The 25326-nt window shown below is 54.7% G+C and carries 12 protein-coding genes and 1 pseudogene; 7 read left to right on the forward strand and 6 right to left on the reverse strand.

Annotation, left to right across the window (positions count from 1 at the left end; genetic code table 11):
• Nucleotides 1-47 precede the first annotated feature (47 nt).
• Nucleotides 48-1121, forward strand: a complete 1074-nt coding sequence (dadX, locus tag DXU84_RS21270; RefSeq protein WP_013575341.1) for a catabolic alanine racemase DadX — start codon at nt 48-50, stop codon at nt 1119-1121.
• An 8-nt stretch (nt 1122-1129) separates the two neighbouring features.
• On the opposite strand, the gene DXU84_RS21275 is transcribed toward dadX, so the two are convergent.
• Nucleotides 1130-2326 (reverse strand): multidrug effflux MFS transporter, encoded by a 1197-nt coding sequence (locus DXU84_RS21275; protein ID WP_037034912.1) that lies wholly within the window; start codon nt 2324-2326, stop codon nt 1130-1132.
• A gap of 150 nt (nt 2327-2476) precedes the next feature.
• Nucleotides 2477-3307 (reverse strand): ammonia-dependent NAD(+) synthetase, encoded by an 831-nt coding sequence (gene nadE, locus DXU84_RS21280; RefSeq protein WP_153376621.1) that lies wholly within the window; start codon nt 3305-3307, stop codon nt 2477-2479.
• A 467-nt stretch (nt 3308-3774) separates the two neighbouring features.
• Here nadE and DXU84_RS21285 point away from each other — a divergent pair, with 467 nt between their 5' ends.
• The 4 genes from DXU84_RS21285 to DXU84_RS21300 all read left to right on the forward strand — a co-directional run bounded on the left by DXU84_RS21285 (nt 3775) and on the right by DXU84_RS21300 (nt 18413).
• On the forward strand, nt 3775-4539 hold the full coding sequence (locus DXU84_RS21285) for a YdiY family protein (RefSeq protein ID WP_013575345.1): 765 nt from the start codon (nt 3775-3777) through the stop codon (nt 4537-4539).
• A 510-nt stretch (nt 4540-5049) separates the two neighbouring features.
• Entirely contained in the window at nt 5050-6672 is a 1623-nt protein-coding gene (locus DXU84_RS21290) for a ShlB/FhaC/HecB family hemolysin secretion/activation protein (protein WP_194286525.1), read from the forward strand.
• 36 nt (nt 6673-6708) lie between these two features.
• On the forward strand, nt 6709-17979 hold the full coding sequence (locus DXU84_RS21295) for a hemagglutinin repeat-containing protein (RefSeq protein WP_153376623.1): 11271 nt from the start codon (nt 6709-6711) through the stop codon (nt 17977-17979).
• A complete protein-coding gene (locus tag DXU84_RS21300) occupies nt 17979-18413 on the forward strand; it encodes a hypothetical protein (RefSeq protein WP_013575348.1) in 435 nt (144 codons plus the stop codon). The genes DXU84_RS21295 and DXU84_RS21300 overlap by 1 nt, the downstream gene beginning before the upstream one ends.
• Here DXU84_RS21300 and DXU84_RS21305 read toward each other — a convergent pair.
• The 4 genes and pseudogenes from DXU84_RS21305 to yeaG all read right to left on the reverse strand — a co-directional run bounded on the left by DXU84_RS21305 (nt 18404) and on the right by yeaG (nt 22864).
• On the reverse strand, nt 18404-18952 hold the full coding sequence (locus DXU84_RS21305; RefSeq protein WP_013575349.1) for an RNA 2'-phosphotransferase: 549 nt from the start codon (nt 18950-18952) through the stop codon (nt 18404-18406). The two genes, DXU84_RS21300 and DXU84_RS21305, sit on opposite strands and share 10 nt — an antisense overlap.
• Before the next feature lie 176 nt (nt 18953-19128).
• Nucleotides 19129-19373: pseudogene (locus DXU84_RS25240) on the reverse strand (integrase core domain-containing protein); the annotation flags it as partial.
• A 247-nt stretch (nt 19374-19620) separates the two neighbouring features.
• Nucleotides 19621-20895, reverse strand: a complete 1275-nt coding sequence (locus tag DXU84_RS21315; protein WP_153376624.1) for a YeaH/YhbH family protein — start codon at nt 20893-20895, stop codon at nt 19621-19623.
• A gap of 34 nt (nt 20896-20929) precedes the next feature.
• Nucleotides 20930-22864 carry a protein kinase YeaG gene (gene yeaG / locus DXU84_RS21320; protein ID WP_013575358.1) on the reverse strand — a complete coding sequence of 645 codons (1935 nt, stop codon included), beginning with the start codon at nt 22862-22864 and terminating at the stop codon, nt 20930-20932.
• A gap of 605 nt (nt 22865-23469) precedes the next feature.
• Here yeaG and DXU84_RS21325 point away from each other — a divergent pair.
• Complete coding sequence (locus DXU84_RS21325) at nt 23470-24219, forward strand: MipA/OmpV family protein (RefSeq protein WP_013575359.1); 750 nt, start codon at nt 23470-23472, stop codon at nt 24217-24219.
• A 130-nt stretch (nt 24220-24349) separates the two neighbouring features.
• A complete protein-coding gene (locus DXU84_RS21330; protein ID WP_153376625.1) occupies nt 24350-25204 on the forward strand; it encodes an aldo/keto reductase in 855 nt (284 codons plus the stop codon).
• Nucleotides 25205-25326: the final 122 nt, after the last annotated feature.

The raw sequence follows: 25326 nt of genomic DNA on the forward strand, positions 1-25326 counted from the left end.
GGGTTTGATACCGCATGGTTTTTACTTTGCTTATTGCCGGAGCTGGTATGCCTCGCCCGATTTCAGCCACATTGTCTCAGTCTGCGTTAACTCAAAACCTGAACATCATTCGCGGTTTTGCCCCCAACAGTAAAGTCTGGACGGTGGTGAAAGCCAACGGCTACGGCCACGGTATATCCCGTATCTGGCGCAGTTTATCCGCCACTGACGGTTTCGCTTTACTCGATTTCAATGAGGCGATTTTACTGCGTGAGTCCGGCTGGCAGGGACCGATATTACTGCTTGAAGGTTTTTTTACCGCAGAGGATCTGGCTATTGTTGATAAATATCGCCTGACCACGGCCGTACACAGCGAATGGCAGATAAAAGCCCTTGCGCAGGCCAGCATCAGCCTGCCGGTCAGTATCTACCTGAAAGTAAACAGTGGCATGAACCGCCTGGGTTTTGCACCTGAGCGCGCCGGTGCTGTCTGGCAGCAGTTACGTGAGCTGAAGCAGGTGGGGGAAATCACGCTGATGAGCCATTTCGCCACCGCTGACAGTGTGGAAGGTGTCGATGCGCAGATGAGTGTGATTAACCTCGCCGGGCAAAACATTCGCGGCCCGCGATGTCTGGCCAATTCCGCTGCGACGCTGTGGCATCCGCATACACATCATGACTGGATCCGTCCGGGAATTATTATCTATGGCGCGTCGCCAAGCGGTGAGTGGAAAGATATTGCGCATACCGGTCTGCAACCGGTAATGACGCTTAAAAGTGAGCTGATTGCCGTACAGGAACTTAACGCCGGTGCGCGCGTGGGTTACGGCGGGCGTTACAGTGTAACTCGTCCTCAGCGTATCGGCGTGGTGGCCTGTGGCTATGCGGACGGATATCCGCGCCATGCGCCTTCCGGTACACCGGTTTGGGTAGACGGCGTGCGAACGACGACGACGGGCACGGTTTCAATGGATATGCTGGCTGTGGATTTAACGCCATGCCCGCAGGCGCAGATGGGTGCGCCGGTTGAGTTGTGGGGGAATAATTTACCGGTGGATGACGTGGCAACAGCGGCCGGTACGCTGGGTTACGAACTGCTGAGTGCGCTGGCACCCCGCGTACCGGTGTCGACAATCGGTTAAAAAACGTATTACTGTCCCAGGCGGGTCAGCTGGCCCGTCGATTTTTTGCTGGCGCGTCGAGCCAGCATCGCCAGACATCCTCCTGCCAGCATCACCAGCGACAGACTCAGCTTAGGCTGCAACGGTAATGCCATCGCGATAAAACCAAGTAGTGCACCGCCCGCCATTTGCACCGAACCTGCCAGTGCCGAAGCCACGCCAGCTTCACCGGAGAACGGTTCCAGCGCATAACTGGTGGCCGGGCCCATCAGGAAAGCCAGACCGGCACAGGCGCTGGCGACTGGCACCATATACAGCCAGGTTGCTGTTTGTTCCGCAGGCGGAACCAGCGTGATCCCAGCTATTAGCCCGAGACAGCCAATAAACATCAGGATGCCGCCTGTTTTCAGACATACCGGACGCCCCACTTTACGGATAATCCGGTTGGCGATAAAGCTCATCCCCATGATCCAGAATCCGTTTGCGCCGAATACCAGTGAAAACTGCAGTGGCGTCAGCCCGGCAGTGTTCATCAAAACGGTCGGCGCCAGCGAGACATACGTCAGCGCCATACCCATTGCACCTGCATTCACCAGAGCAAAAGTAATGAAACGCGCATTGAATAAAATGCGGGCGTACTGACGGAATGGCAGGCCGGTGTTGGTCTGCGTATCAGCAGGGCGAGTCTCAGGCAGTTTGAATATAACCAGCAGTAAGACAGCCAGTGTATAACCGGTTAATGCCCAGAACGGCGCACGCCAGCCATAATATTGCGCGATCAGGCCGCCGATCAGCGGTGCCAGTGCCGGAATGATATTCAGCGTGCCATTGAGGAAACCATACGCACGGGCGGCATCGTTGCCACTCATCCGGTCGCGTACGCCGCTGAAAATCACTACGGAAGTGCAGCACACTGCCAGTCCCTGAATGACGCGGGATAATAAAAACATCCACGGTGTTACGGAGGTCGCAGCAACTATCGCCCCTGCCAGATACACCATGACGCCGATAATGGCGATCGGGCGACGACCAAATTTATCCACCAGCGGACCGGCCACCAGTTGTCCCAGCCCCATCACCAGAATAAATAAGGAAATCGAGGACTGAATGACCGCCTCGGTGCTCTGTAAACCGAGCGCGATGGCGGGAATGGCGGGCAGGTACAAATCAATACCTAAAGGGCCAAGCAGCACCATGCTCAGCAGCAGGAAAAGGAATTTTTGCATTGAAAACATCACTGTCAGTCATCCGAAAGGAGGCTAAGGGTAATGATTTCGTTAATGAATGGAAAGAAGCTTGTGATAATCAGACCGGCGGGCGCTGTGAATAAAAACGGACACCCGCAGGTGTCCGTGATCTAAGCGGTGACGAAAGACTTATTTTTTCTTCCAGAAATCATCAAACACCGTGACCGGCGGCTGACGTTTATGTTCAGTGCGCAGGTACCAGCCCTCAATGATGGTGGCATATTTATCGTCGATTTTCTTGCCTTCCAGATAGTCGTCGATCAGTTCGTAAGTTACGCCGAGTGCGGCTTCATCTGGCAAGGCAGGGCGGTTATCTTCAAGGTCAGCGGTCGGGGCTTTCTTATAGAGATGTTCCGGGCAACCCAATTCTTTGAGCAGGGCTTTTCCCTGACGCTTGTTCAGACGGAAAATCGGGTTAATGTCCGTGCCGCCATCACCGTATTTAGTGAAGAAACCGGTCACGGCTTCGGCAGCATGATCAGTCCCGACCACCACGCCTTTTTTCATCCCGGCGATGCTGTACTGCGCTTTCATGCGTTCGCGGGCCTTTTCGTTGCCTTTAATGAAATCGCTCAGTTCGATACCGATTTCACGTAAGGTCGCTTCACTTGCCAGGACGGCACTTTTGATATTAACGGTCAGAACCTGATCTGGCTGGATGAATGCAATGGCATCCTGGCAGTCCGATTCATCAGCTTGCACGCCATATGGCAAGCGCACCGCAATGAACTGGTAAGTGCTATCATTTGTTTGTGCGCGTAATTCGCTAATTGCTGTTTGGCAAAGTTTGCCGGTAAGAGTAGAATCTTGCCCGCCGCTGATACCCAGAACCAGTGTCTTGATGAACGGGTGGGCCAGCAGATAACTTTTGAGAAAATCGACGCTGACACGAACTTCCTGTGCGGCATCGATGTGGGGTTTGACGTGCAGAGCCTGAATAATCTCTTGTTGTAAAGCCATGACCACTCCTCCTGAAGGCTGCCTTCGAGGAACCCGAGGCAAAAATAAGACGTTATCAGGACAAAACTACCCCGCATCGCTCAAAAGGACAAGATTCAGCGACGAGTTAGGCGGAAATCTGTACGCTGCCGGCTCGCAATATTTCGAACCAAAGTGGCGGGAAGACGTAAAGTGTGGCGCGTAATGAACCATTTCCATTCCTCATTGAAATAAGAAATCAATGCAAGAAAGGGTAATGATTTTGTATGTTTCTATTGCCGGAAATATATGTCACTCGGAACTATCCAAAAAAGCCGCTTTATTAAGATATTCCGGGCTGAGTGCGTTATATTTGTTGCGGTAGAAATATTTGTATGCATATGCCATCGAAATGGAGTTGCCAGGCTTGATTAACGGATCCTAATTAATGGCATAAATCGTGTGGTTCCAGTCTCGTTATTTGCCTTAAGTCTTATTGGGGAAACAAAATGTTTTTTCGGGTTGTACGTCGTTTACCAGCTTGTGCCGTAGTCTGCGGTGCAGCGCTGTTCAGTATTTCAAGCCTTGCAGACACCACCATCTTCACCGCGTTAGATGATCCGGCTCAGGCGAAAAAACCGTTCGAGGGCAATATTCAGGCGGGTTACAGTGCGCAAACCGGTAACACCAGCAACTCCACGCTGAATGCTGATACCACCATGACCTGGTTTGATACCAACACGGCTAACAGCCTGTGGGGTTCTGCGCGTAACACCTCTTCTTCCGGTGTGCGTTCATCCGAGAAGTATCAGGCCGGTGCCCGTACGCGTTATAACCTTGACAACGCGAACTATATTTTCGGTCAGGGGAGCTGGCTGAGCGACCGTTATAACGGTTACCGTTCGCGGACTGTGGGCGCTGTCGGTTATGGTCGTCAGATCTGGAGCGGCCCGGTTCATACGCTGAACCTGGAAGCAGGTCCTGGTGTTCGTCATGATGAATTCGAACAGGGCGGTAACACCACTCGTGCGCTGGCTTACGCTTCAGGCACTTACGGTTACCAGATCAGCGACACTGCGCGCTTCACGCAGGGTGTTTCTGTATTAGCGAACGACGAAACTACGCTGAACTCAGAAACCGCGCTGACCGTTGCGATCAACTCCCACTTCTCGTTGAAAGTGGCGTATGACGTAACCTATAACACCAAACCACCAGCCAGTGCGCCGGATAAAACCGACACCGTGACGTCTGTAAACCTGGTGTACGGTCTGTAATTTCCCCCGGGGAATTATGCAGAAAAGCCGGAGGAGAAATCCTCTGGCTTTTTTTATGGGTTATTTTTGCCAGCATCTTGCACTGAATTTTAAATAAGCGGATGGCTATTAAGCCTCCCGATTATATTCCCTGTATCCTGCTTGTAAGCCACAAGAAAATATCCCTGAAGGCCACAAACGGTGCTGGCAGGGGCAACAGAGTGAATACCCCTATAAACCATGATTTCTTATGTTTCGCGCTATGCTTCTTGCAGAATTTTTTTTATAAACTTAAAAAAAACCTAAAGTAAATCTTATCCCTGCCGATAGAAACCGAATGTTTAATCTTAAATCAATGCCATAGCCACTTCTGATGCTGTGTTTTTGAGGCGTACAGGCAAGCGGTTCTGGCGATAGAAAACACCGGATATGGAAATCATAAGCTTTCTTACACCATTAGCCCGCACTGTTTCGGCGTGCGCGTGTCTTTCCCTGCGGTGGCGAGTTTCCTGCCTGCTGGTACTTACCGGAATGTTTTCCCTCACCGCGCAGGCCGCGCCGCTCAGCCCCGCTGACCGCGACAGTATCGAACAGCAGCAGCGGCAACTTCTGCAGCAGAACCAGCAGCAGCGTCAGGAACTGGAGCGCAGCACGTCAGTCGCCCCCGCGCCGCAAACCCCAGCGCAACCCGCCGGCCCGTGCTTTGATATTCACGACATTACCCTCAGCGGCGCAGACCATATGCCCGCGCGAATACAGCAAAAACTCACTCAACCCTATCTGCAACAGTGCCTCGGCATTGGCCAGATTAATGCCCTGGTGAAACAGGTCTCCGACTGGTATATCGGCCAGGGTTACATCACCAGCCGCGCGTTTCTCACTGAACAGGATTTGTCTTCCGGCGCGCTCAGCCTGACGGTGATGGAAGGCAAACTCGAAGCCATCAAAATGGAAAACCAGCGCGGCGCAATGCTGGCGATGGCGTTTCCGGGGCTGACCGGCAACATCCTTAATTTGCGTGATATCGAACAGGGGATGGAGCAGATTAACCGGCTGCGCAAAACGCCGGTGCAGATTGAAATCCAGCCCGGCAGCCAGCCGGGATACTCCATCGTCAACCTCACCTCAAAGCCTGAGTTTCCCCTGCAGGCCAGCGCCGGTTTTGATAACTCAGGGCAGAAAAGCACCGGCACCGGACAGGTCAGCGGCGCGCTGACCGGCAATAACCTGCTCGGGCTGGCGGATCAGTGGTTTGTCAGTGCGTCACGCAGCAGCGACGGCGCAAGCGACCACGACGCAAAAAGCGTGCAGGCGGGCGTTAATCTGCCTTACGGCTACTGGCTGTTCGATTACAACTACAGCTACAGCGACTACCTGAGCACGATTGAATCGCAGGGCTATCTGTGGCGCTCCACCGGCGACAGCCAGGCGCACCGCTTCACGCTTTCCCGCGTGCTGTTTCGCAACGGCGACATGAAAACCGCCGCCAGCCTTGGGCTGACGCACCGCCTCAACCGAAATTATCTCAACGACGCCCCGCTGGAAAGCAGCACCCGCAGCCTGACCAGCTGGACCGCAGGCATTAATCACAGCCAGAAACTCTGGGGCGGATACGCCACGCTTAACCCGGCGTTCAGCCGTGGTGTGCCGTGGTTTGGCGGCGAAAGCGATGAAGATAAAAATCCGGATGCCCCACGCGCGGAGTTCTCCAAATGGACGCTGTCCACCAGCTATTACCGGCCTGTCACCCAACGCATTACCTGGCTGACCAGCGCCTACGGCCAGTGGGGCGATGACCGTCTTTACGGCAGCGAACGCCTGACGATTGGCGGCGAAAGCTCGGTGCGGGGGTTCAAAGAGCAATACCTCTCCGGCGACAACGGCGGCTACTGGCGTAATGAGCTGGATACCCAACTGTTCACGCTGCCGGTGCTCGGCCAGATCAGCGCCGTGACGGCCCTCGACGGCGGCTACCTGCAACGCAGCAATCACGACACCAATGCGTCCGGCACCTTATGGGGCGGGGCGGTGGGTTTATCGAGCAGTAACGCACATTTCTCCAGCCAGTTTACTGTCGGCTGGCCGCTGAGCTATCCGGACTCACTGGCACCGGATCGCGTCACGGTCTACTACCGCATCGGTTTTGCACTTTAGCGTTGTACCTCTGCATAAGAGAGAAGGAATTCGGCGATGAAATCGATCACAGAGCAACCGGTCGCGTTATGGCGTAAAGCGCTGGCCTACGGGCTGATGGGATGGCTGGTCTGGCAACCGGTGATGCCCGCATTTGCGGCGGGTATCACGGTAGCCGAAGGCAACACCCGCACCGATCAGGCGGGTAACGGCGTGCCGGTGGTGAACATCGCCACCCCGAATCAGGCCGGGATTTCGCATAATAAATACAACGATTTCAACGTCGGCCAGCAGGGCCTCATTCTCAACAACGCCACCGGCAAACTGACCCAGACTCAGCTGGGCGGGCTGATACAGAACAACCCCAATCTTACGGCAGGTCAGGAAGCGAAGGGCATCATTAACGAAGTGGTGTCGTCGAACCCTTCACAGCTTAACGGCTACATGGAAGTCGCCGGTAAAGCCGCGAACGTCATGGTCGCCAACCCTTACGGCATCACCTGTAACGGCTGCGGCTTCCTCAACACCCCTAACGCCACGCTGACCACCGGCAGGCCGGTGCTGAATGCGGACGGCTCGCTGCAATCCCTCGAGGTCACGCAGGGCGCGATCACCGTTGAAGGTCAGGGGCTGGATGCCCGCACGAGCGATTCTTTTTCACTGATTTCCCGCGCCGCGCAGATTAACGCCGGGCTGTACGCCAGAGACCTGAACGTCACCCTGGGTGCCAACCGTGTCGATGCGCAGGGCAATGCCACGCCGATATCCGGCGCAGGCGTACCGGCGGTGGCGATTGACACCGGCGCACTCGGCGGCATGTACGCCAACCGCATTCATCTGGTTTCCAGCGACAAGGGCGTCGGGGTCAACCTCGGCAACCTGAACGCCTCGGTTGGCGATATGCAGATTGATGCCAGCGGCAAGCTGACGCTAAGTAATGCGACTTCCACCGGCAAGCTGACGGCGAATGCGCAGGCCATCGCCCTTAACGGCACCCAGCAATCGGGCGGCGATATGGCGCTCAACAGCCAGGGGCAACTGGCCGTTCAGGGGAGCCAGGTGACCAGCGGCGGCAATATGACCCTGGCCGCTGACCAGCTCAATTCAGGCAATACCGCGCAGGTGTCTGCGGCAGGCAATATTCATGCTACTGCCGGTAATGGCAGCCAGTGGCAGGGCAAGCTGACGGCGGGGAAAGATCTCCAACTGAACGCCGGATATCTCACCAATAACGGACTGATCGCCGCAAACGGAAACGCCCGTATCACCACGCAGCGGCTGACCAATACCGGCACGCTGCAGGCACAGGGGACGCAAGATCTTCAGGCGACAACGCTGGATAACAGCGGGGTGGTACAGGCCAGCGGTGCCCTGACCCTTACTGCCGGAGAGACTCAGCTTGGCGGATTGTTATCGAGCGACAATCAACTGACCGGGCGTTTCGGGCAACTTTCCACCCTCGCAGGGTCGCAGATTCAGTCCGGTACCGATGCGGATATCGGCGTGCAGAACAGTGCGATGTTCGGCGGGAACGTCCGCGCCGGACAAAACCTGCGGCTCAGCAGCGGCTCATTGAGTTCGGCCAGCAGCGCTAAGCTTTACGCTGTCGGGAATGTGCAGGCGGAGGCGGGTAATAACGGCGTGTGGGACGGCAGCCTGACGGCGGGCGGTAATCTGGGCGTCAGTGCGGGCGACATGACCAACAACGGCACGCTGGCCGCCAGCGGCAACACGCAACTTACCACGCAAAAACTGACCAACGGCGGCCTGATACAGGCGCGGGGTACACAGATCCTGAACGCCAGCGAACTGAACAACAGCGGCAAAATGCAGTCCGGCGGCGAACAAGATATTACTGCCAGCACCCTCAGCAATCAGGGGCTGATCGGTTCGCAGCAGGGGCTGGGGTTGCAGGTTGCTGACCAGATGACCGTGGGTGAACAGGGCTCGCTGTTTGCCGGTGACCGGCTGAACATCGGCGGCGGTCAGATGATTGTCGACGGCACGCTGACCGGCAAAAATGGCCTGACGCTCAACAGCACTTCCCTGAACGCCGGGCAAAACTCGCTGATCACCAGCCTTGGCGATATTCAGTTTACTGCCGCGCAGCAGACACTTGGCGGCCAGTTGTCGACCTCCGGTAACGTGGGCCTGAACGCTACGGATCTGTCCGTCGGGGCGCAGGGGTCCGTTCACAGCGATAAAGATTTATCCCTGACGGCAACCGGCAGCGCCACGCTGGCCGGTGCGCTCGACGGCAACACGTTGCAAGCCGGTGGCGGCACATTGCAGGTGACCGGCACCGGTTCGCTGGCCTCCACGGGAGATATGCAGTTATCTGCCGCGCAGCAGCAGCTCGACGGCACCACCAGCGCGGGCAATACTCTTTCGATTAACGCTGACCAGCTTAATGCCGCACAGGGTGGTAAAACCTCGGCGCAAAATGACGTGCAGGCCACGGTTGCCAGCGACGGCCAGTGGTCCGGCAGCCTGATTGCCGGGCGTGACCTGAACTTTACCGCACACGATTTCAGCAACGGCGGCACGCTGGCCGCCAACCGCAACGGGCAGTTCAGCTTCGGCACCCTGACCAGTAACGGCCTGCTGCAGTCCCTCGGCACGCAGCAGCTTGACGGCGACACCTTCAATAACAACGGCACGGCGCAGTCCGGCGGTGACCAGACGCTGACCCTCAGTCAGTTCAATAATCAGGGGCTGACCGGCACCCGCGGCGACATCATACTGAACGCGCGGGACGGCGTGACCAACGGTGATGCGGCAACCTTACTGGCAGGCGGTCAGCTGACGCTCAACACCGCCCAGGCAGATCTGGGCGGCACGCTGACCGGCACGCAGGGGGCGACGCTTAACGCCACCGCGCTGACCACCCGCGCCGGATCGGTACAGTCCAGCCAGGGCGATGTGAACCTCAGTGCGGATACCGCGAACTTAAAGGGTTTTCTCTCCGCAGATGGCAACGCGGCGCTGACCACGCAACAGCTCACCACCGGCAACGGCTCGCAGACGCAGGGTAAAAACGCGCTGGGGATCAGTGCGTCTGAAAAAGCCGATCTGGCCGGGAAACTGGTGACACCGGGCACGCTGACAGTTCAGGCCGGTACGCTGACCAACGGCGCGGCGCTGGGCGCGGACAATGTGGATATCACGGCCACCTCGCTGACCAACAGCGGTGCCATCACCGCCGACGACGGCCTGCATGTGAAAGCCGGTACCTTGCAGCAGCAAGGCAGCCTGTCTGCGCAGAACCAGATGACGCTGGAAGGCCAGACGCTGGTCAATCAGGGCAATATCTCCGGCGGTAACGTCGGCGTGAATGTCACCGGCAGTCTGACCAATCAGGGCACCGGCGTGATATCTGCGGGTAATGGTCTGACCGTGACGGCACCGGTTGTGAACAACAACGGCCAGCTTCTGGCACAAACCGTCGGCGTGAATGCCACGGGTATCAGCAACAACGGGCTGATGCAGGGCAACGGCGGTACCACGCTCACCGCCAGCACCTTAACCAACGGTGCGCAGGGGCAGGTATTGTCCGGCGGCACGCTGGGTGTGCAGGTGGGTGATACCCAAAATCAGGGACGTTTACAGGGCAGCCAGCTTACTCTGACCGGTAACAGCCTGACCAACGGCGGCACGGCATTAGGCACGAATGGCCTGAACGCGCAGATGCAGGGGGATCTGAACAACAGCGGCAGCCTGCTCTCTTCCGGTGATGTCACAGTAAACGCCGCCACGCTGGAAAACAGTGGTCAGTTGCTCAGCGATAAAACCGCCACGGTGACGGCTAACCATCTGACCAATCAGGGGCAAATCCAGGGCGACGTGCTGGCCGTTACCGCCGGTTCCGCAGACAACAGCGGCAACCTGATTGGCCTGAAGGGCCTGACGGCGCAGCTGCAGCAGGATTTAACCAACGCCACGTCCGGCAAGATGCTGACGCAGGGCGCACTCACCGTCACCGCCGCGCACGTCACCAACAACGGCAACTGGCAGGCCGACAGCGCCGATGTACACGCCGGTCAGTTAGATCTTAACGGCGCGATCCAGACCGCCTCGCGCGCGAACCTCAACCTGACCGGTGCGCTCAACACGCAGGTGCAGGGCAAAATCATCTCCACCGGTCTGGCTATTTTGCAGGCGGCGAACCTGAATAATCAGGGGAACTGGTCGGCGGATAATCTCACCCTGACCGGCGGTGCGCTGACCAGCAGCGGCAGCATCAGCGGTGTCAGCGCGCTTGCGACCACGCTCAGCGGGCAACTTCAGATTCAGCAGGGCGGCACATTACTCAGCGGCGGCACCGCCACGGTGAACGCCGGGAATATTGCTAACAGCGGCACTCTTCAGGCCGGTAACCTGACGCTCACCACCAACAGTATTAGCAACGGCGGGCAGTTACAGGGCCAGCAAAGCCTGCAGGGTACGGTACAAAACGGCATCACCAACCTGAGCGGCGGCACCGTACGCAGTCAGGGGACGTTAGATTTGGGCGCACAGACGCTGCTCAATCAGGGCCAGATGCAGGGCGACGGCGTCAGCCATCTGACCCTTTCCAATAATCTCAATAATCAGGGCACCTTACTGAGCGGTGGCAGGCTGACAGTGTCTGCACCGGTGCTGACCAACAGCGGCACGCTGCAGGCACAGGGCCTGACCATGACCGGCGGCACGCTCAACAACAGCGGTACGCTGACCGGACAGGGCGACAGCGCGCTGAACGTCACGCAGATGACCAATCAGGGCCAGCTTCAGGGCGACCGGCTGACGCTGACCGGTAACGAACTGCATAACACCGGCACCGTTTTGGGCAGTCAGTCGCTGGGGCTTAACGTTCAGAACGCCGACAACCAGGCGGGCGGCAAACTCTACAGCGCAGGCAACCTGACGCTGGTGACGCCGGTGCTCAATCAGGCGGGCAGCCTGCTGGCGCTGGGGGATATGACGCTGCAACTCGGTTCGGGTTTTACCCAGACCGGCACGCTGGCGGCAGGGCAGACCCTCAACCTCAGCACGCAGGGCGACCTGAACGTGCTCGGCACCCTGCAGGGCAACGGCATCCAGCTCAGTTCGACCGGCAACTTTACCAACAGCGGTCAGTTGCGCGGCGGCGGCGGGACGGTGGGCGTGGACGCCAGCAACATCCAGCTCAACGGCAGCGGCAGCGTGCAGTCCGGCGGGGATATCCGCCTGGCCAGCCGTGGCGTGCTTAACAACAGCGGCTTTGTCGGCGGGGCGGGCAACGTGGTGATGTCCGCAGCCGGGCCGCTTGCCAACAGCGCACTGCTGTACGCCGGTAACAACATGCAGTTGCTGGCCGACAGTATTCACAATAACTACGGCGATATTCTGGCGGGCAACAGCCTGTGGCTGCAGCGGGACGCGGCGGGCAACGCCAACAGTGAAGTGGTCAACACGTCAGGGGATATTGAGACTACTAACGGCGATATCACCATCAATACCGGCCATCTGCTGAATCAGCGGGACGGTTTGAGTGTGTCCGGTTCCTCTCAAACGCCGGTGGATGCGCCGTCATGGTTGGGGCAAAGCTCCGTGACCATGAGATTAGGGGATCTCAACGAAAGCGACCTCGGTTATTACACGGTATCGGTCAGAACTGGCGGAAGTATGGGACAAGGTAACGGTTCCGTTGATGACCATTTTTACCTTGCGCCGAAAGCGACGGCTGCAGAAAAGAAATATCTGGTCAGTACCTCAACCGTTAATGCTACCGCCTCAGGAGGCGCGGGGCGTATTGCTTCAAACCGCGATTTAAATATTGCAGCCAGTAATGTAGATAATATCGCCAGCAATATTTTGGCCGGGGGAAACATCACCCTGTCCGGCAGTTCTTTGAATAATCAGTCTTATGAGAATGGCGTCCAAAATGAATATCTGACCTATAAATATACGGGCGTTACAGCCACTGAGAGCTTCGATAAACTCCACGGCTTAGCTTACTTTGACCCTGACTGTGGCAACTGCTATTACGTTGATGCCGATACCAATACTAAAGTTACCTATCAGTTAGCGAACGGCGCAACTTACGAAACCCTCAGCACCGGCGAAGGCCTCCGCTCAGTTATTCAGGCCGGTGGGGCAGTTAACGCCAGTTTCAGCAATAACATCAGCAATACCACGACCTCCGCTAACGCAGGCGGTTTATCCCATGCGATAAGCGCCCCGTCTCTGAACGGCACGTCGGGCCTGCAACCGGTCAGCGGTTCGCAAAGTAAACAACTGGCATCCGCACAAAACCTGACCGTCGGCTCGGTACAGTGGAACAATTCCGTCACCGATGCTTTAAAGCAAATCGGCAATCAGGGCGCTGCACTGACGGATTACCCGTTGCCGACCGGCAATAACGGTTTGTTTGTGGCGAGTCAGGATCCTTCCAGCCCGTATCTGATCACCACCAACCCGCAACTTGGCGGGATCGGTAAAACCGATCCGTCACTGTTCAATGCGCTGAACGATTACCTTGCGGGACCGACGTCTGCGATATCTGCCGTGGGCAAACAGGCCACCCCGGGTGGTACCGGCCTGACCTCTGCGGCCTTTTCTGCAACGCCGGTGGCAGGTCAGGTTGTCCATCCTGCGGTTCAGCCCGGCACGCCGTCCAGCCCGCGCATTGAAACGGCACCCGTCTATACCGACGAGAGCAAGTTCCTCGGCTCGGCCTACTTTATGGACCGGCTGAAGCTGACGCCGGATTACGACTACAAATTCCTCGGCGATGCCGCCTTCGATACCCGTTATGTCGATAACGCCGTGCTCAGTCAGACCGGGCAGCGCTACGTCGGCGGCACAGGGTCAGACCTCGCGCAGATGCAGTATCTGATTGATAACGCCGCCGAACAGCAGGCCGGTCTGGGCCTGCAACTGGGCGTCAGCCTGTCACCTGAACAGGTCGCTGCGCTGACCAAAAGCATCGTCTGGTGGGAAAAAACCACCGTCAACGGCCAGACGGTTCTGGCACCTAAACTCTATCTTTCTGCCAACGACACCCACGCGGTGACCGGCAGCGTGATTTCCGGGAACACCGTCAATCTCGACGCCGGGCATATCGTCAACGCGGGCAGTACCCTGCAGGCCCGGACGCAACTGGCGGCAAAAAGCAGCAGTTCGCTGGATAACCTTAACGCCGGGCTGATTGCTTCTAACGGCAGCCTGCAACTGAGCGCGCTGGGCGATATCAATAATATCGGTTCTTCGATTAGCGGACAGACCGTGGCACTGGCCTCGGTCAGCGGCGACATCAATAACGTCACGCAGGCGCAGCAGTGGACGGCCGCGCCGACCACCAGCAAAAGCAAAACGTCTCAGCTGACCTTCAGCCAGACCCAGACCGGCGACGTGGCCGGTATCTCGGCCACTGACGGGCTTTCGCTTACCGCCGGTCACGACATCAACAACACCGGTGCCCGACTCACGGCGGGCAGTGACCTGCAACTGGTGGCGCTGAACGATATCAGCATCACTGGCAACGCGCTCAGCACCAGCAAAACCACGGCGAAAAGCAGTACACAGACCACCGACAGCCAGGCCAGCACGGTCAGCGCGGGCGGTAATTTATCGGCCAGCGCGGGACACGACCTGACCGTGGCGGGCAGCGCCGTCACCGCCAAAGGCGACGCCACGCTGGCGGCAGTCAACGACATCAATCTCAACACGATGGATCAGAGCAGCCATCAGACCAGCGGCAAAAATCAGGCTGACAGCAACAACGCCACCCGCACGGTGGTGAGCAGCGGCGGTGACCTGACGCTCAGCGCCGGGCGCGACCTTAACTCGCAGGCGGCGCAACTCACCGCCGATCTCAACGCCTCACTCAGCGCCGGTCGCGACGTCAACCTGAACGCGCAGCAGACCAGCACCTACAGCGAAACCCACGGCAGTAAAAGCGTGAGTATCCGCGAGAATGTGGGGCAGGAAGGGACAGCGGTGGTCAGCGGCGTAAGCACCAGCATTGCCGCCGGGCGTGACATTACGACACAGGCCGCGCAAGTACAGGCCACCGGCGACCTGGCCCTGAACGCCGGGCGGGATGTGAATATCACCACCGCACAGGAAAGCCAGTACAGCTACGACGAAAAAACCAAAACCAAAAAACACCTGTTCTCCGGCACGACCACGCATACCGTTGCAGAGGACTATGCCACCACAGAGAAAGCCTCGCAGCTGAGTGGCGACAAGGTGTCAATTGTTGCCGGGCAAGACCTGACGGTGAAGGGCTCGTCCGTGGTGGGTGACGGGGATGTGACGCTGAAAGCGGGGAAAAATGTCAATATCCTTGCAGCCACCGATACCAGTTCCAGCTACCGCCTGAGCGAGACTAAAAAAAGCGGGCTGATGGGCACGGGAGGTTTTGGTGTAACCATCGGCAGCGCACAATCGCGACATCAGCTCAATGAAGAGGGTACCACTCAGAGTCAGAGTGTCAGCACTATTGGTTCAACCGGCGGTAACGCAAATATTATCGCGGGTGAAAAAGCACATATCAGCGGCGCGGATGTGATTGCCGATAAAAACCTGAACGTTGTCGCGGGCGAAATTGTGGTTGACCCCGGTAACGATCTGTTGAGACGTAAAGAGAGTTACGAACAGAAAAAGAGCGGTCTGACATTGTCAGTGTCCAGCCCGGTGACCGATGCCATTCTTGCAGCGAACAGCACACTCAAACGAAGTGGGGAGGTCAGCGACGAACGGCTGAAAACGCTGTATGCCGTGCAGGCGGCAGATAACGCATGGATAGCTGTCGCGGGTGCCTCTTCCATGGCGACTGATGTAGCCCAGGGCAATCTGAACGCCGTGAAGGTGGAACTCAGCGTAGGTTCGAGTAAAAGCTCATCTGAATCCAGTTCTACACAAAATCAGGTACGCGGCAGCACCCTCAGCGCAGGCGGAAATACCACGCTGGTGGCTACGGGTAACAAAGGTACCCGCGGTGATCTTCATATCAGCGGCAGCGGTGTGACAGGCAATAATGTCACTCTTGTGGCGCAGAATGATCTGCTGCTGGATGCCGCATCGAACAACACCGAGCAAACCAGTAAGAATAACAGCAGCGGCTGGAATGTCGGTGTGCATATATCGCTGGGTCAGGAGACGGGAATTGGCGTGTCGGCCAGCGGTTACCAGTCAAAAGGAACGGCTGACGGTAAGAGTACCGAATATGTTAATACGCGGGTCAACGCCAGTGATGGGCTTAGCCTGAGCAGCGGACGGGATACGGTTATTTCCGGTGCGCAGGTGTTGGGTGAAAAAATCACTGCTGAGGTGGGTCGCGACCTGACGATAACCAGCCTGCAGGATACTGACGAGTACCACAGCCAGCAGAAAAGCGTGAGTGGCGGCGCCAGTTTCACTTTCGGGTCAATGACCGGTTCAGCCTCACTGAGTATTAATAAGAGCAAAACCGACAGCGACTACGCAAGCGTTGGTGAGCAAAGCGGGTTGTTTGCCGGGGATAAAGGGTTCGATATTACGGTAGGCAACCATACCCAACTGGATGGTGCAGTCATAGCGAGCACTGCAACAGCCGATAAGAACCTGCTTGATACCGGTTCGTTGGGTTGGAGCGATATCAATAACGAAGCGCAGTACAGTGCCAGTAGCCAGGGGCTTGCCGGTGGCTTTTCATCGGAAAAAAATAATAAAGGCGAGCGGGTTAACGGCGGCGGCGTTGTCCCTGTTATTGGTGTTAAGAGCAGCGGTGACGCTTCAGGTACAACGCAATCGGCCATTGCTGCGGGCAGTATCGTCATCCGAGACAGTGAGAAGCAGACGCAGGATATTGCAGGGCTAAGCCGCGATACCGACAACGCCAATGGTCATATCGATAAGATTTTCGATGAGAAGAAAATTGCCGAGCAACAGGAACTGGCGGCGGTGTTCGGGCAGATGGCGAACTCAGCTGCCGGTGATCTTGGTGAGGCGATGGGCTGGGGACCGAATAGCCCCGAAAAAGCCGCGATCCACGGTGTGATAGGTGCAATCCAGGCGAGTTTCGGCGGCGGCAATGCGCTGGCCGGCGGGTTGGCCGGGATGAGCAGCGAAGCGTTTAGTCAGATGGTCGATACTTATCTGAGTAACAACACACAACTGGACCGCAATGAAAGAGGGGCTATCACCCAGTGGGCCGCCACGTTAAGTGGTAGTGCAATTGGCGGAATTATTGGCGGAACGACCGGTGCACAGTCCGGCGCAGCCGTCTCACTGGATGCTGAACGCTATAACCGCCAGTTACACCCGGATGAAGTAGCCCGGATCCAGCAATTGTCCGGTGGGGATAAAGATAAAGAAGCGCGTCTGAAAGCGGCGGCCTGTGCGTTGGTGAAATGTTCCGCTGAGTTTGCGGAAGGTTCTCCGGATTATGTGAAAGCGCAGGCGCTGGAGCAGTTAGGTAACAGTGATGCGTATGCCAGTGAGCGTACAGTACTGGCATCACAGAGCGGTAACCAGCTGATCTACGCAATGGGCAGCTATGCCAGCGCCAGTTTGCCGATGTTCGGGTATTCGGTTAGTGATCAAACCGGGGATGCGCTATCCCACTACGGTGTGGGGACGCGTTTAGGTGGCCTGACGCAATTTACCGCCGGGGAACTCCAGGCGGTGGGTGGGGCAGCAATATGCACGACCACCGCGGGTGTAGCTTGCCTGGCAGGCGGTTATCTGGCAGCCTCAGGGATAGATACGGCTAATGCAGGCTTTAACACCTTCCTGTCTGGTGTCAACCAGAAAACCAGCGGTGCGTATTTGCTGGAAGGGTTGGGAGTCTCTCCACAGTACTCGGAAGGGATTTACGGCCTGACGCAGGTGGGCGCGGCGGGGATTGGCGGAGTAGGAAAAGCGACGTCAGTTACTGCCGATGTGGGTGCAAAAGGCGCTGGCAGTGTCACATTCCATGCGGCTGAGGATATTCGGTTCTCGCAAAATAGCTTTTCATTCAATAAAACTGACCGAGACACGGGTAAAAATTACACATACGACGATTTGGTACAAAGCATGCGGACTAATGGTTGGAAAGGTGATCCAGTTGACGTCGTTAAAATGCCTGATGGCAAGCTGACTAGCATGGATAACACTCGAATTGCCGCGGCCAGAGAGGCGGGGATCGACGTTAAAGCTAGCGTCCGTGGATTTGATGATCCATTGACGCCAGCTATTCAAGAGGCTAGAGGGTGGCAGAATTTTAATACTTGGGGTGAGGCCATTACTGGTCGTATAAACAAACAGTCAGGGGGGTTTTCTACTTCTAATCCTTACGGTTCAACAGAACCACCACGTATTTCTGGAGGTGCTAAATAATGAAGCCTTTTTTGTACGACCTTCCAATTTTACCCAATAGTTTTGAATTCCCTGTTGATTATTTAGATGTGGTTTTAGCTGATGAGTTTTTAGATATAGAGCCTTGGCGGCTTCTATCGAAAGATATGGCGACATCTCTTTTTTATTACAGCTCGATGCTTTTGAAGTTTTCGGGGGCTGCCCTGGTTCCCTTTGCAATTATTCAAGATGAGTCAGGGCTGTATAATGATGGCTGGGTTGTTCTTGCTTGTTTTGATGGGGGAGGTAAGGATGGCACTACGGGTGTCCGGATTTATGATTATTCAAAACCGAAGTTAAGTCCTTGGGATAATTTGTCTTATTCTGGTTTCTCTGAATGGTTTAGTGCTGCCAAAGAAGAGTCTTCCCGCTATAAAGCCGAGCAAGTCGAAGACAAAGACAATGGCTATTCCTGATATATGAAAAAATTGGGGACATGGTTCGTTAACCATACGCCATTCTCAGCCTGAAAAAAGTTGAATCCCTGTTGGTGCATCCGCAGGGCTTCAACTTTTAGCACCGCAGGCTTTCCATATCGCTGTCCGACAGCTACGGCTGTGGTTATGTCTTGTGATAGATGCACATGGTGACGTGAACCTGCAATCAATCCTTGCTGAAGAATAGATTCAAGAAAGCGTGTTGCAGTGCCATGGTAGAGGAATTCTGGCGGTTTTTTCTCCATATGTTGAAGGTTCACGTCTGGTGTAGAATGTCCCTGAACTGCACGAATACGCTGGCCATCTTCGGAGAGAGTAAAACGTTTCTTATCACTGCTATTTACTACTGTCTGAATTATTGCCTGATCAAGTACGCGGCCTTCTTTCGCCGCGCCGAGAATCAAAGAATTGATATCTGCCCAGCCTTCTACATCAAGTTGCAATCCGATGGTGTCAGGTTTATGACGTAAAATATAACTTAGAAATTTACTTATTTCGTTAAGCATCTTGCTGTCCATGATTGCCCTAATTATGTTTGCCATGGGTGTGATGCCTGAGATATTAGCACACCCAAAACACGTCTCTTCCACGTTTTGTAATGCACACTGAATATGTAAGCACACCAGTTTTAGTTCCACGCACTTTTTGAGATTTCCGGTTTCTGATCCCTTCCCAATATCTGTGCCAGGATAAATCAAAGATCCGGGCCTGTTTGCAGGCTTCGGATAAATTCTGCCGGAGTCTGGTTATTTAACGAGGAATGTGGCCCATCATGGTTATGTTCCTTCCGCCAGCGATTGAGCTTTTCTTGCGCATTTTCGATCGACAGGAACGAGTGGATATTCAGGCATTCCTCAGATTGCCATTGAACAATTCGATCAATGGCAATCTGAGGAATGCCGGAGAGAAGTCCATAGTAACTTTATTTTCGCATGCCCATCACTTTTGAAATGATTTGCCAATAAATACGTTCATAAATGGTGGTATTTACTTTTTTAATCAATAAATTATTTTACTCACTGTGCTGTTGCGTCATATGAAACGGTATAGTTTGGACGTATGGAAAGAAAATCTTCACCAAAACAAAGAGTAAGTTGTTGATTTAATTGAAAGGGAATATGCACTCAAAAGTGAAGGGAAACAGCCAGTAAAAGTAACTTAACCGGCTGTTTTTAAAGGCTAAAAATTAATGATCCTGAACCTGTTTATGAAACAGCTCCCTGAATACCGGATAAATATCTTCCTGTTCACGGATATGCTGCATGGCGAAATTATCGAATTTCTCCTGTAGCACTTCGTATTCACGCCACAGCGTCTGGTGGGCGCGGCGGGTAATTTCGATATAGCTGTAATAACGCACCATCGGCAGGATCTTCTGTGCCAGAAGCTGATGGCAGAGCGGGGAGTCGTCAGCCCAGTTATCGCCATCGGAGGCCTGCGCGGCGTAAATATTCCACTGCGCCGGGTCGTAGCGTTCCTGAATGACTTCATCCATCAGTTTCAGTGCACTCGAAACGATGGTCCCGCCGGTTTCCTGCGAGTAGAAGAACTCCTGTTCATCCACTTCTTTAGCCTGTGTATGGTGACGGATATAGACCACGTCGACGTTCTTATACGTCCGGCTCAGGAACAGATAGAGCAGGATATAGAAACGTTTGGCCATGTCTTTGGTTGCCTGATCCATCGAACCCGAGACATCCATCAGACAGAACATCACCGCCTGGCTCGAAGGCTCGGGGCGACGTTCATAGTTACGGTAGCGCAAATCAAAGGTATCGATGAACGGCGTTTTGGCGATTTTTGCCCGCAGCTCAGCAATCTCTTTACGCAGCCGTTCTTCTTCCAGTAATTGTGCTGGTTCGCTGTGCTCGACCTCGGTCAGCGTCGATTCCAGCTCACGCAGCTCGCGTTTTTTACCCGCTGTCATCGCCGTGCGGCGGGCCAGCGAGTTTTGCAAAGAGCGCACCACACTGATATTGGCCGGTACGCCATTAGACGTGTAACCGGAGCGGTGGGTTTTAAATTCATTCAGCTGTTTATGCTGGTTTTTTCTCAGGTTTGGCAGCGCCAGATCTTCAAACAGCAGATCGAGATATTCTTCCTTTGAAATCTGGAATGAAAACTCATCTTCGCCTTCACCATCCTTGCTGGCATCGCCCTGACCACTGCCGCCGCCACCGCCCCCCTGCGGTCGTTCGATGCGGTCATTCTGCACAAAGTGATCGTTGCCGGGATGAACACGGTGGCGCAAGCCACCGCGACCCTGATGAAACATGGGCTCGTTGATATCGGAATTGGGGATCGAAACGGATTCCCCGCTATCCACGTCGGTAACCGAACGCTTGTTGATGGCCTCGGCAATCGACTGTTTGATTTGCGACTTATAGCGGCGCAAAAAGCGCTGGCGGTTCACCGCGCTTTTATTCTTGCCATTCAGCCGACGGTCAATAAAATACGTCATATTTCCCCCAAACGACGTTGCCAACGATCTTCTGTTACGAGGATTTTCTTACGCGCAGGTACCATTCACACAGCAGGCGTACCTGTTTGCGTGTGTATCCTTTCTCCATCATTCTGTCGACAAAATCATCATGTTTTTTCTGTTCATCTGTCGACGTCTTGGCGTTAAACGAGATAACTGGCAGTAATTCCTCGGTATTTGAGAACATTTTTTTCTCAATGACCGTGCGCAGTTTTTCGTAACTGGTCCAGTTTGGATTGCGGCCGCTGTTATTGGCGCGGGCACGCAGCACGAAGTTGACGATTTCGTTACGGAAATCTTTTGGATTGCTGATCCCGGCCGGTTTTTCGATTTTTTCCAGCTCGGCATTCAGCGATTCACGGTCAAACAGTTGACCGGTATCCGGATCGCGGTATTCCTGATCCTGGATCCAGAAGTCAGCGTAGGTAACATAACGGTCGAAAATGTTTTGTCCGTATTCTGAATAGGATTCCAGATAAGCAGTCTGGATCTCTTTGCCGATAAACTCAGCGTATTTCGGGATCAGATAGCCTTTCAGGTGCTCCAGATATTTTTCAGCGATGTCCTGCGGGAACTGTTCGCGCTCGATTTGCTGTTCCAGCACGTAGAACAAATGCACCGGGTTGGCAGCCACTTCCACATGGTCAAAGTTGAAAACACGGGAGAGAATTTTAAACGCAAAGCGCGTCGACAGCCCGTTCATGCCTTCATCCACACCCGCATAATCGCGGTATTCCTGATAGGACTTGGCTTTCGGGTCGGTATCTTTCAGGCTTTCACCGTCATACACCCGCATTTTGGAATAACTGCTGGAGTTTTCAGGCGTTTTCAGGCGCGAGAGAATCGAGAAGCGCGCGAGCGTTTCCAGAGTTCCCGGTGCACAAGGAGCATGCGAGAGTTCACTGTTGCTGAGCAGCTTGTCGTAGATTTTCATCTCTTCAGACACGCGCAGGCAATAAGGCACTTTCACGATGTACACACGGTCAAGGAACGCTTCATTATTCTTGTTGTTACGGAACGTCACCCATTCAGATTCGTTGGAGTGCGCCAGAATAATGCCGTTGAACGGCAGGGCGGAGATCCCTTCGGTACCGTTATAGTTACCTTCCTGTGTCGCCGTCAGTAACGGGTGCAGCACCTTAATCGGTGCCTTAAACATCTCAACGAATTCCATCACACCCTGGTTTGCGCGGCATAAAGCACCGGAATAACCGTAAGCATCCGGATCATTTTGCGCGTGGTTTTCCAGTTTACGGATATCCACTTTCCCGACCAGTGCGGAGATGTCCTGGTTGTTTTCGTCGCCCGGTTCCGTTTTGGCGATGGCGATTTGTTCGAGAATCGACGGCCAGACTTTCACGACTTTAAACTTCGTGATGTCCCCCCCGAATTCATGCAGACGTTTTGCCGCCCATGGCGACATGATGGTGCCGAGATAGCGCGGAGGAATGTTGTATTCTTTTTCCAGAATATGCGCATCTTCCTGCGGATTGAACAGGCACAGCGGATGGTCGTTTACCGGGCTGCGTTCGCCGTTGGCGCTCAGCACGTAAATCGGTACACGTTGCATCAGGGATTTCAGCCGTTCGGCCAGTGACGATTTACCGCCACCCACCGGGCCCAGTAAATAAAGGATTTGTTTCTTTTCTTCCAGACCCTGCGCGGCGTGTTTCAGGTAGGAGACAATCTGTTCGATAGCCTCTTCCATGCCGTAAAATTCTTCAAATGCAGGGTAACGTGCAACAACACGGTTCGAGAATAAACGCGACAGGCGTGGTTCAAGCGCGGTATCTACCATCGCTGGTTCACCGATTGCCATCAACAGACGTTCCGCCGCATTGACATAAGCACTGCGATCTTGCCGTGCAATGGTAAGAAATTCCTGCAGTGTGAACTCTTCGTCCTTGGCAGCCTCATAGCGCTGGCGATAATGGTCAAATATGTTCATACGATGCCCGTCCTTCGTTATTTTACCCTTCGTCTTTGGAACCGCACCTTCGTTGGCTTCGCTTGTTCACCCGGGTCACTTAACTGTGTAAGCTCATCGGGAATCATTCACTTGCCGCCTTGCTGCAATTCCAATGATTCGGGTAACGCACAGGTTAATGAGAGCTTTTTTCAGCGCTCCCGGAAGAAAGATCTCCCACCTGAAATACAGCAACCCTTATGCCAACTTGCAAAACCCCTTGGAAAGCGACAATCTCGATGGTTTGAGAACTGTCTTTATTCGGTGGGACGGGCAACCGTTCAGGCTAAGTCTTTCATCTATTTATAAGCGTAGTTTGGCATTAAGAAAATTTCCTCTCTGGTTTTGGCGTTTTTTAAGTCATATCAATGACTCAGTTGTGCGGAATGCTCTGAAAAGCCTTACAGGACGTGCCCTGCAGAGCGGAAGTTGTTTCTTTAGTCATTTTTATTTCATATTTTGCAGTTAAATTGTGCGATCGCCCCGGTTTTTCTGGATATGTCTTTTTATAGACCCAGAATTGCTAAGCGTGACGTTTAAGGTTCATTTACACTAGCGACGTTTTTTTACTTAATGGAATTAAGACAATGAAAATGATCAATCTAAAAACACTGTCCATCGTTAGCGCGGCAGTGCTTTGCAGTCATGCTGCCGTGGCGGGAACCTGGCAGGCGGGTGCATCTGCGCTGGTCGCTCCGGATCCGTACCGTGGTAATAATGACCACGTATACCCGGTACCGATCATCAATTACGACAATGATGATTTCTATTTTCACACCCTGATGGCGGGCTATTACCTGTGGAATGATGACGCCAACAAACTGAGCGTCACCGCCAGCTATTTCCCGTTGAGCTTTGACCCAAGCGACAGCGACGATAAGCGCATGAAGCGCCTCGATAAACGTCACTCAACGCTGATGGCCGGTCTGGCTTATTCGCATAATGCCGAGTGGGGTACCCTCCGCGCCAGCTTCAATGCGGATACGCTGGATACCAGCAATGGCATGACTGCTGATCTGGCTTATCTGTATGCCATTAAAGGCTCTAACTGGGCTGTGGTACCGGGCTTTGGTGTGACCTGGTTTAGCTCGAATCTCACCCAGTATTATTATGGCGTGACCAAAGACGAATCCCGTCGCAGTGGCTTCCATAGCTATTCCCCGAACGACAGCTTCAGCCCGTATGTTGAAGTCTCCGCAAAATATAACTTCACGCCAGCATGGCAAGGGTTCGTGACCGGTCGCTACCTGCGTCTGTCCAGTGAAGTGACCGACAGCCCGATCATCGAAAATAACTGGACTGGCGTGTTGTGGACGGGTGTGACTTACACCTTCTGAGGCAATGCACCATCATGGTGAACATATTGCACATTAGTGGGGCGTATCGCCCCATTTGCACATTTATAGATCAGTAAATTTTCAAAGAATCGAATTAACTTTTCAGCTATGACCCAACCGGAGGAAACAGATGAAAGCGAAGACCGTGCAATTCCCCGACGGCACGACCGTACCCGCAATCGGACAAGGTACCTGGTATATGGGAGAGCGAAACAGTGACATTCGCTCTGAAGTGAAAGCCTTGCAGCAGGGGCTGGATGCCGGTATGACCCTGATCGATACCGCAGAAATGTACGCCGATGGCGGCGCGGAAAGGGTGGTCGGAGAGGCCATCGCCGGGCGTCGGGATGAGGTTTTTCTGGTATCAAAAGTGTACCCGCACCATGCCGGTGGCGCGAAAGCGATCGCCGCCTGTGAGCAAAGCCTGAAAAGATTACAGACCGATTGTATAGACCTGTACCTGTTGCACTGGCGTGGTTCGATTCCGTTACATGATACCGTGGCGGCGATGGAAAAATTGCAGCAGTCTGGCAAAATCCGTCGCTGGGGCGTATCGAATCTCGATACTGACGATATGCAGGCGCTGTGGAAAATCCCCGGCGGCAATGAATGCATGACCAACCAGGTGTTGTATCACGCAGCGGCCCGTGGGATCGAATTCGACCTGCTGCCGTGGTGTGAAGAGCACAGCGTACCGGTGATGGCGTATTGTCCTCTCGCACAGGCAGGTAAGTTACGCCACGACGTGCTGACCGCACCGGTGATGCTGGATATCGCCCAGGCACGCGGTGTCAGCAGTTCACAGATTGCGCTGGCCTGGGTAATACGCTCCGGTAACGTGATCGCCATTCCCAAAGCGGTACAGCCCCGGCATGTAAAAGATAATGCGGCGGCGCTGACGCTGAGCCTGACGGCAGATGAAATTGCACGCATTGATGCCGCGTTCCCGGCGCCACGCCATAAAACGCCGCTGGATATGGTCTGAAGTCTCCGCTTCCTATCCGCCATCAGACGACAAAAAGGGGCCTTCAGGCTAATGCCGATCGTTTAAGGATCAGTTGACCGATCCGGTGGCTCGTGTAAAAAGGGTTCATGCTCATCATGGAC

Source organism: Rahnella sp. RcJ3 (assembly GCF_009498575.1).
Classification (GTDB): domain Bacteria; phylum Pseudomonadota; class Gammaproteobacteria; order Enterobacterales; family Enterobacteriaceae; genus Rahnella; species Rahnella aceris.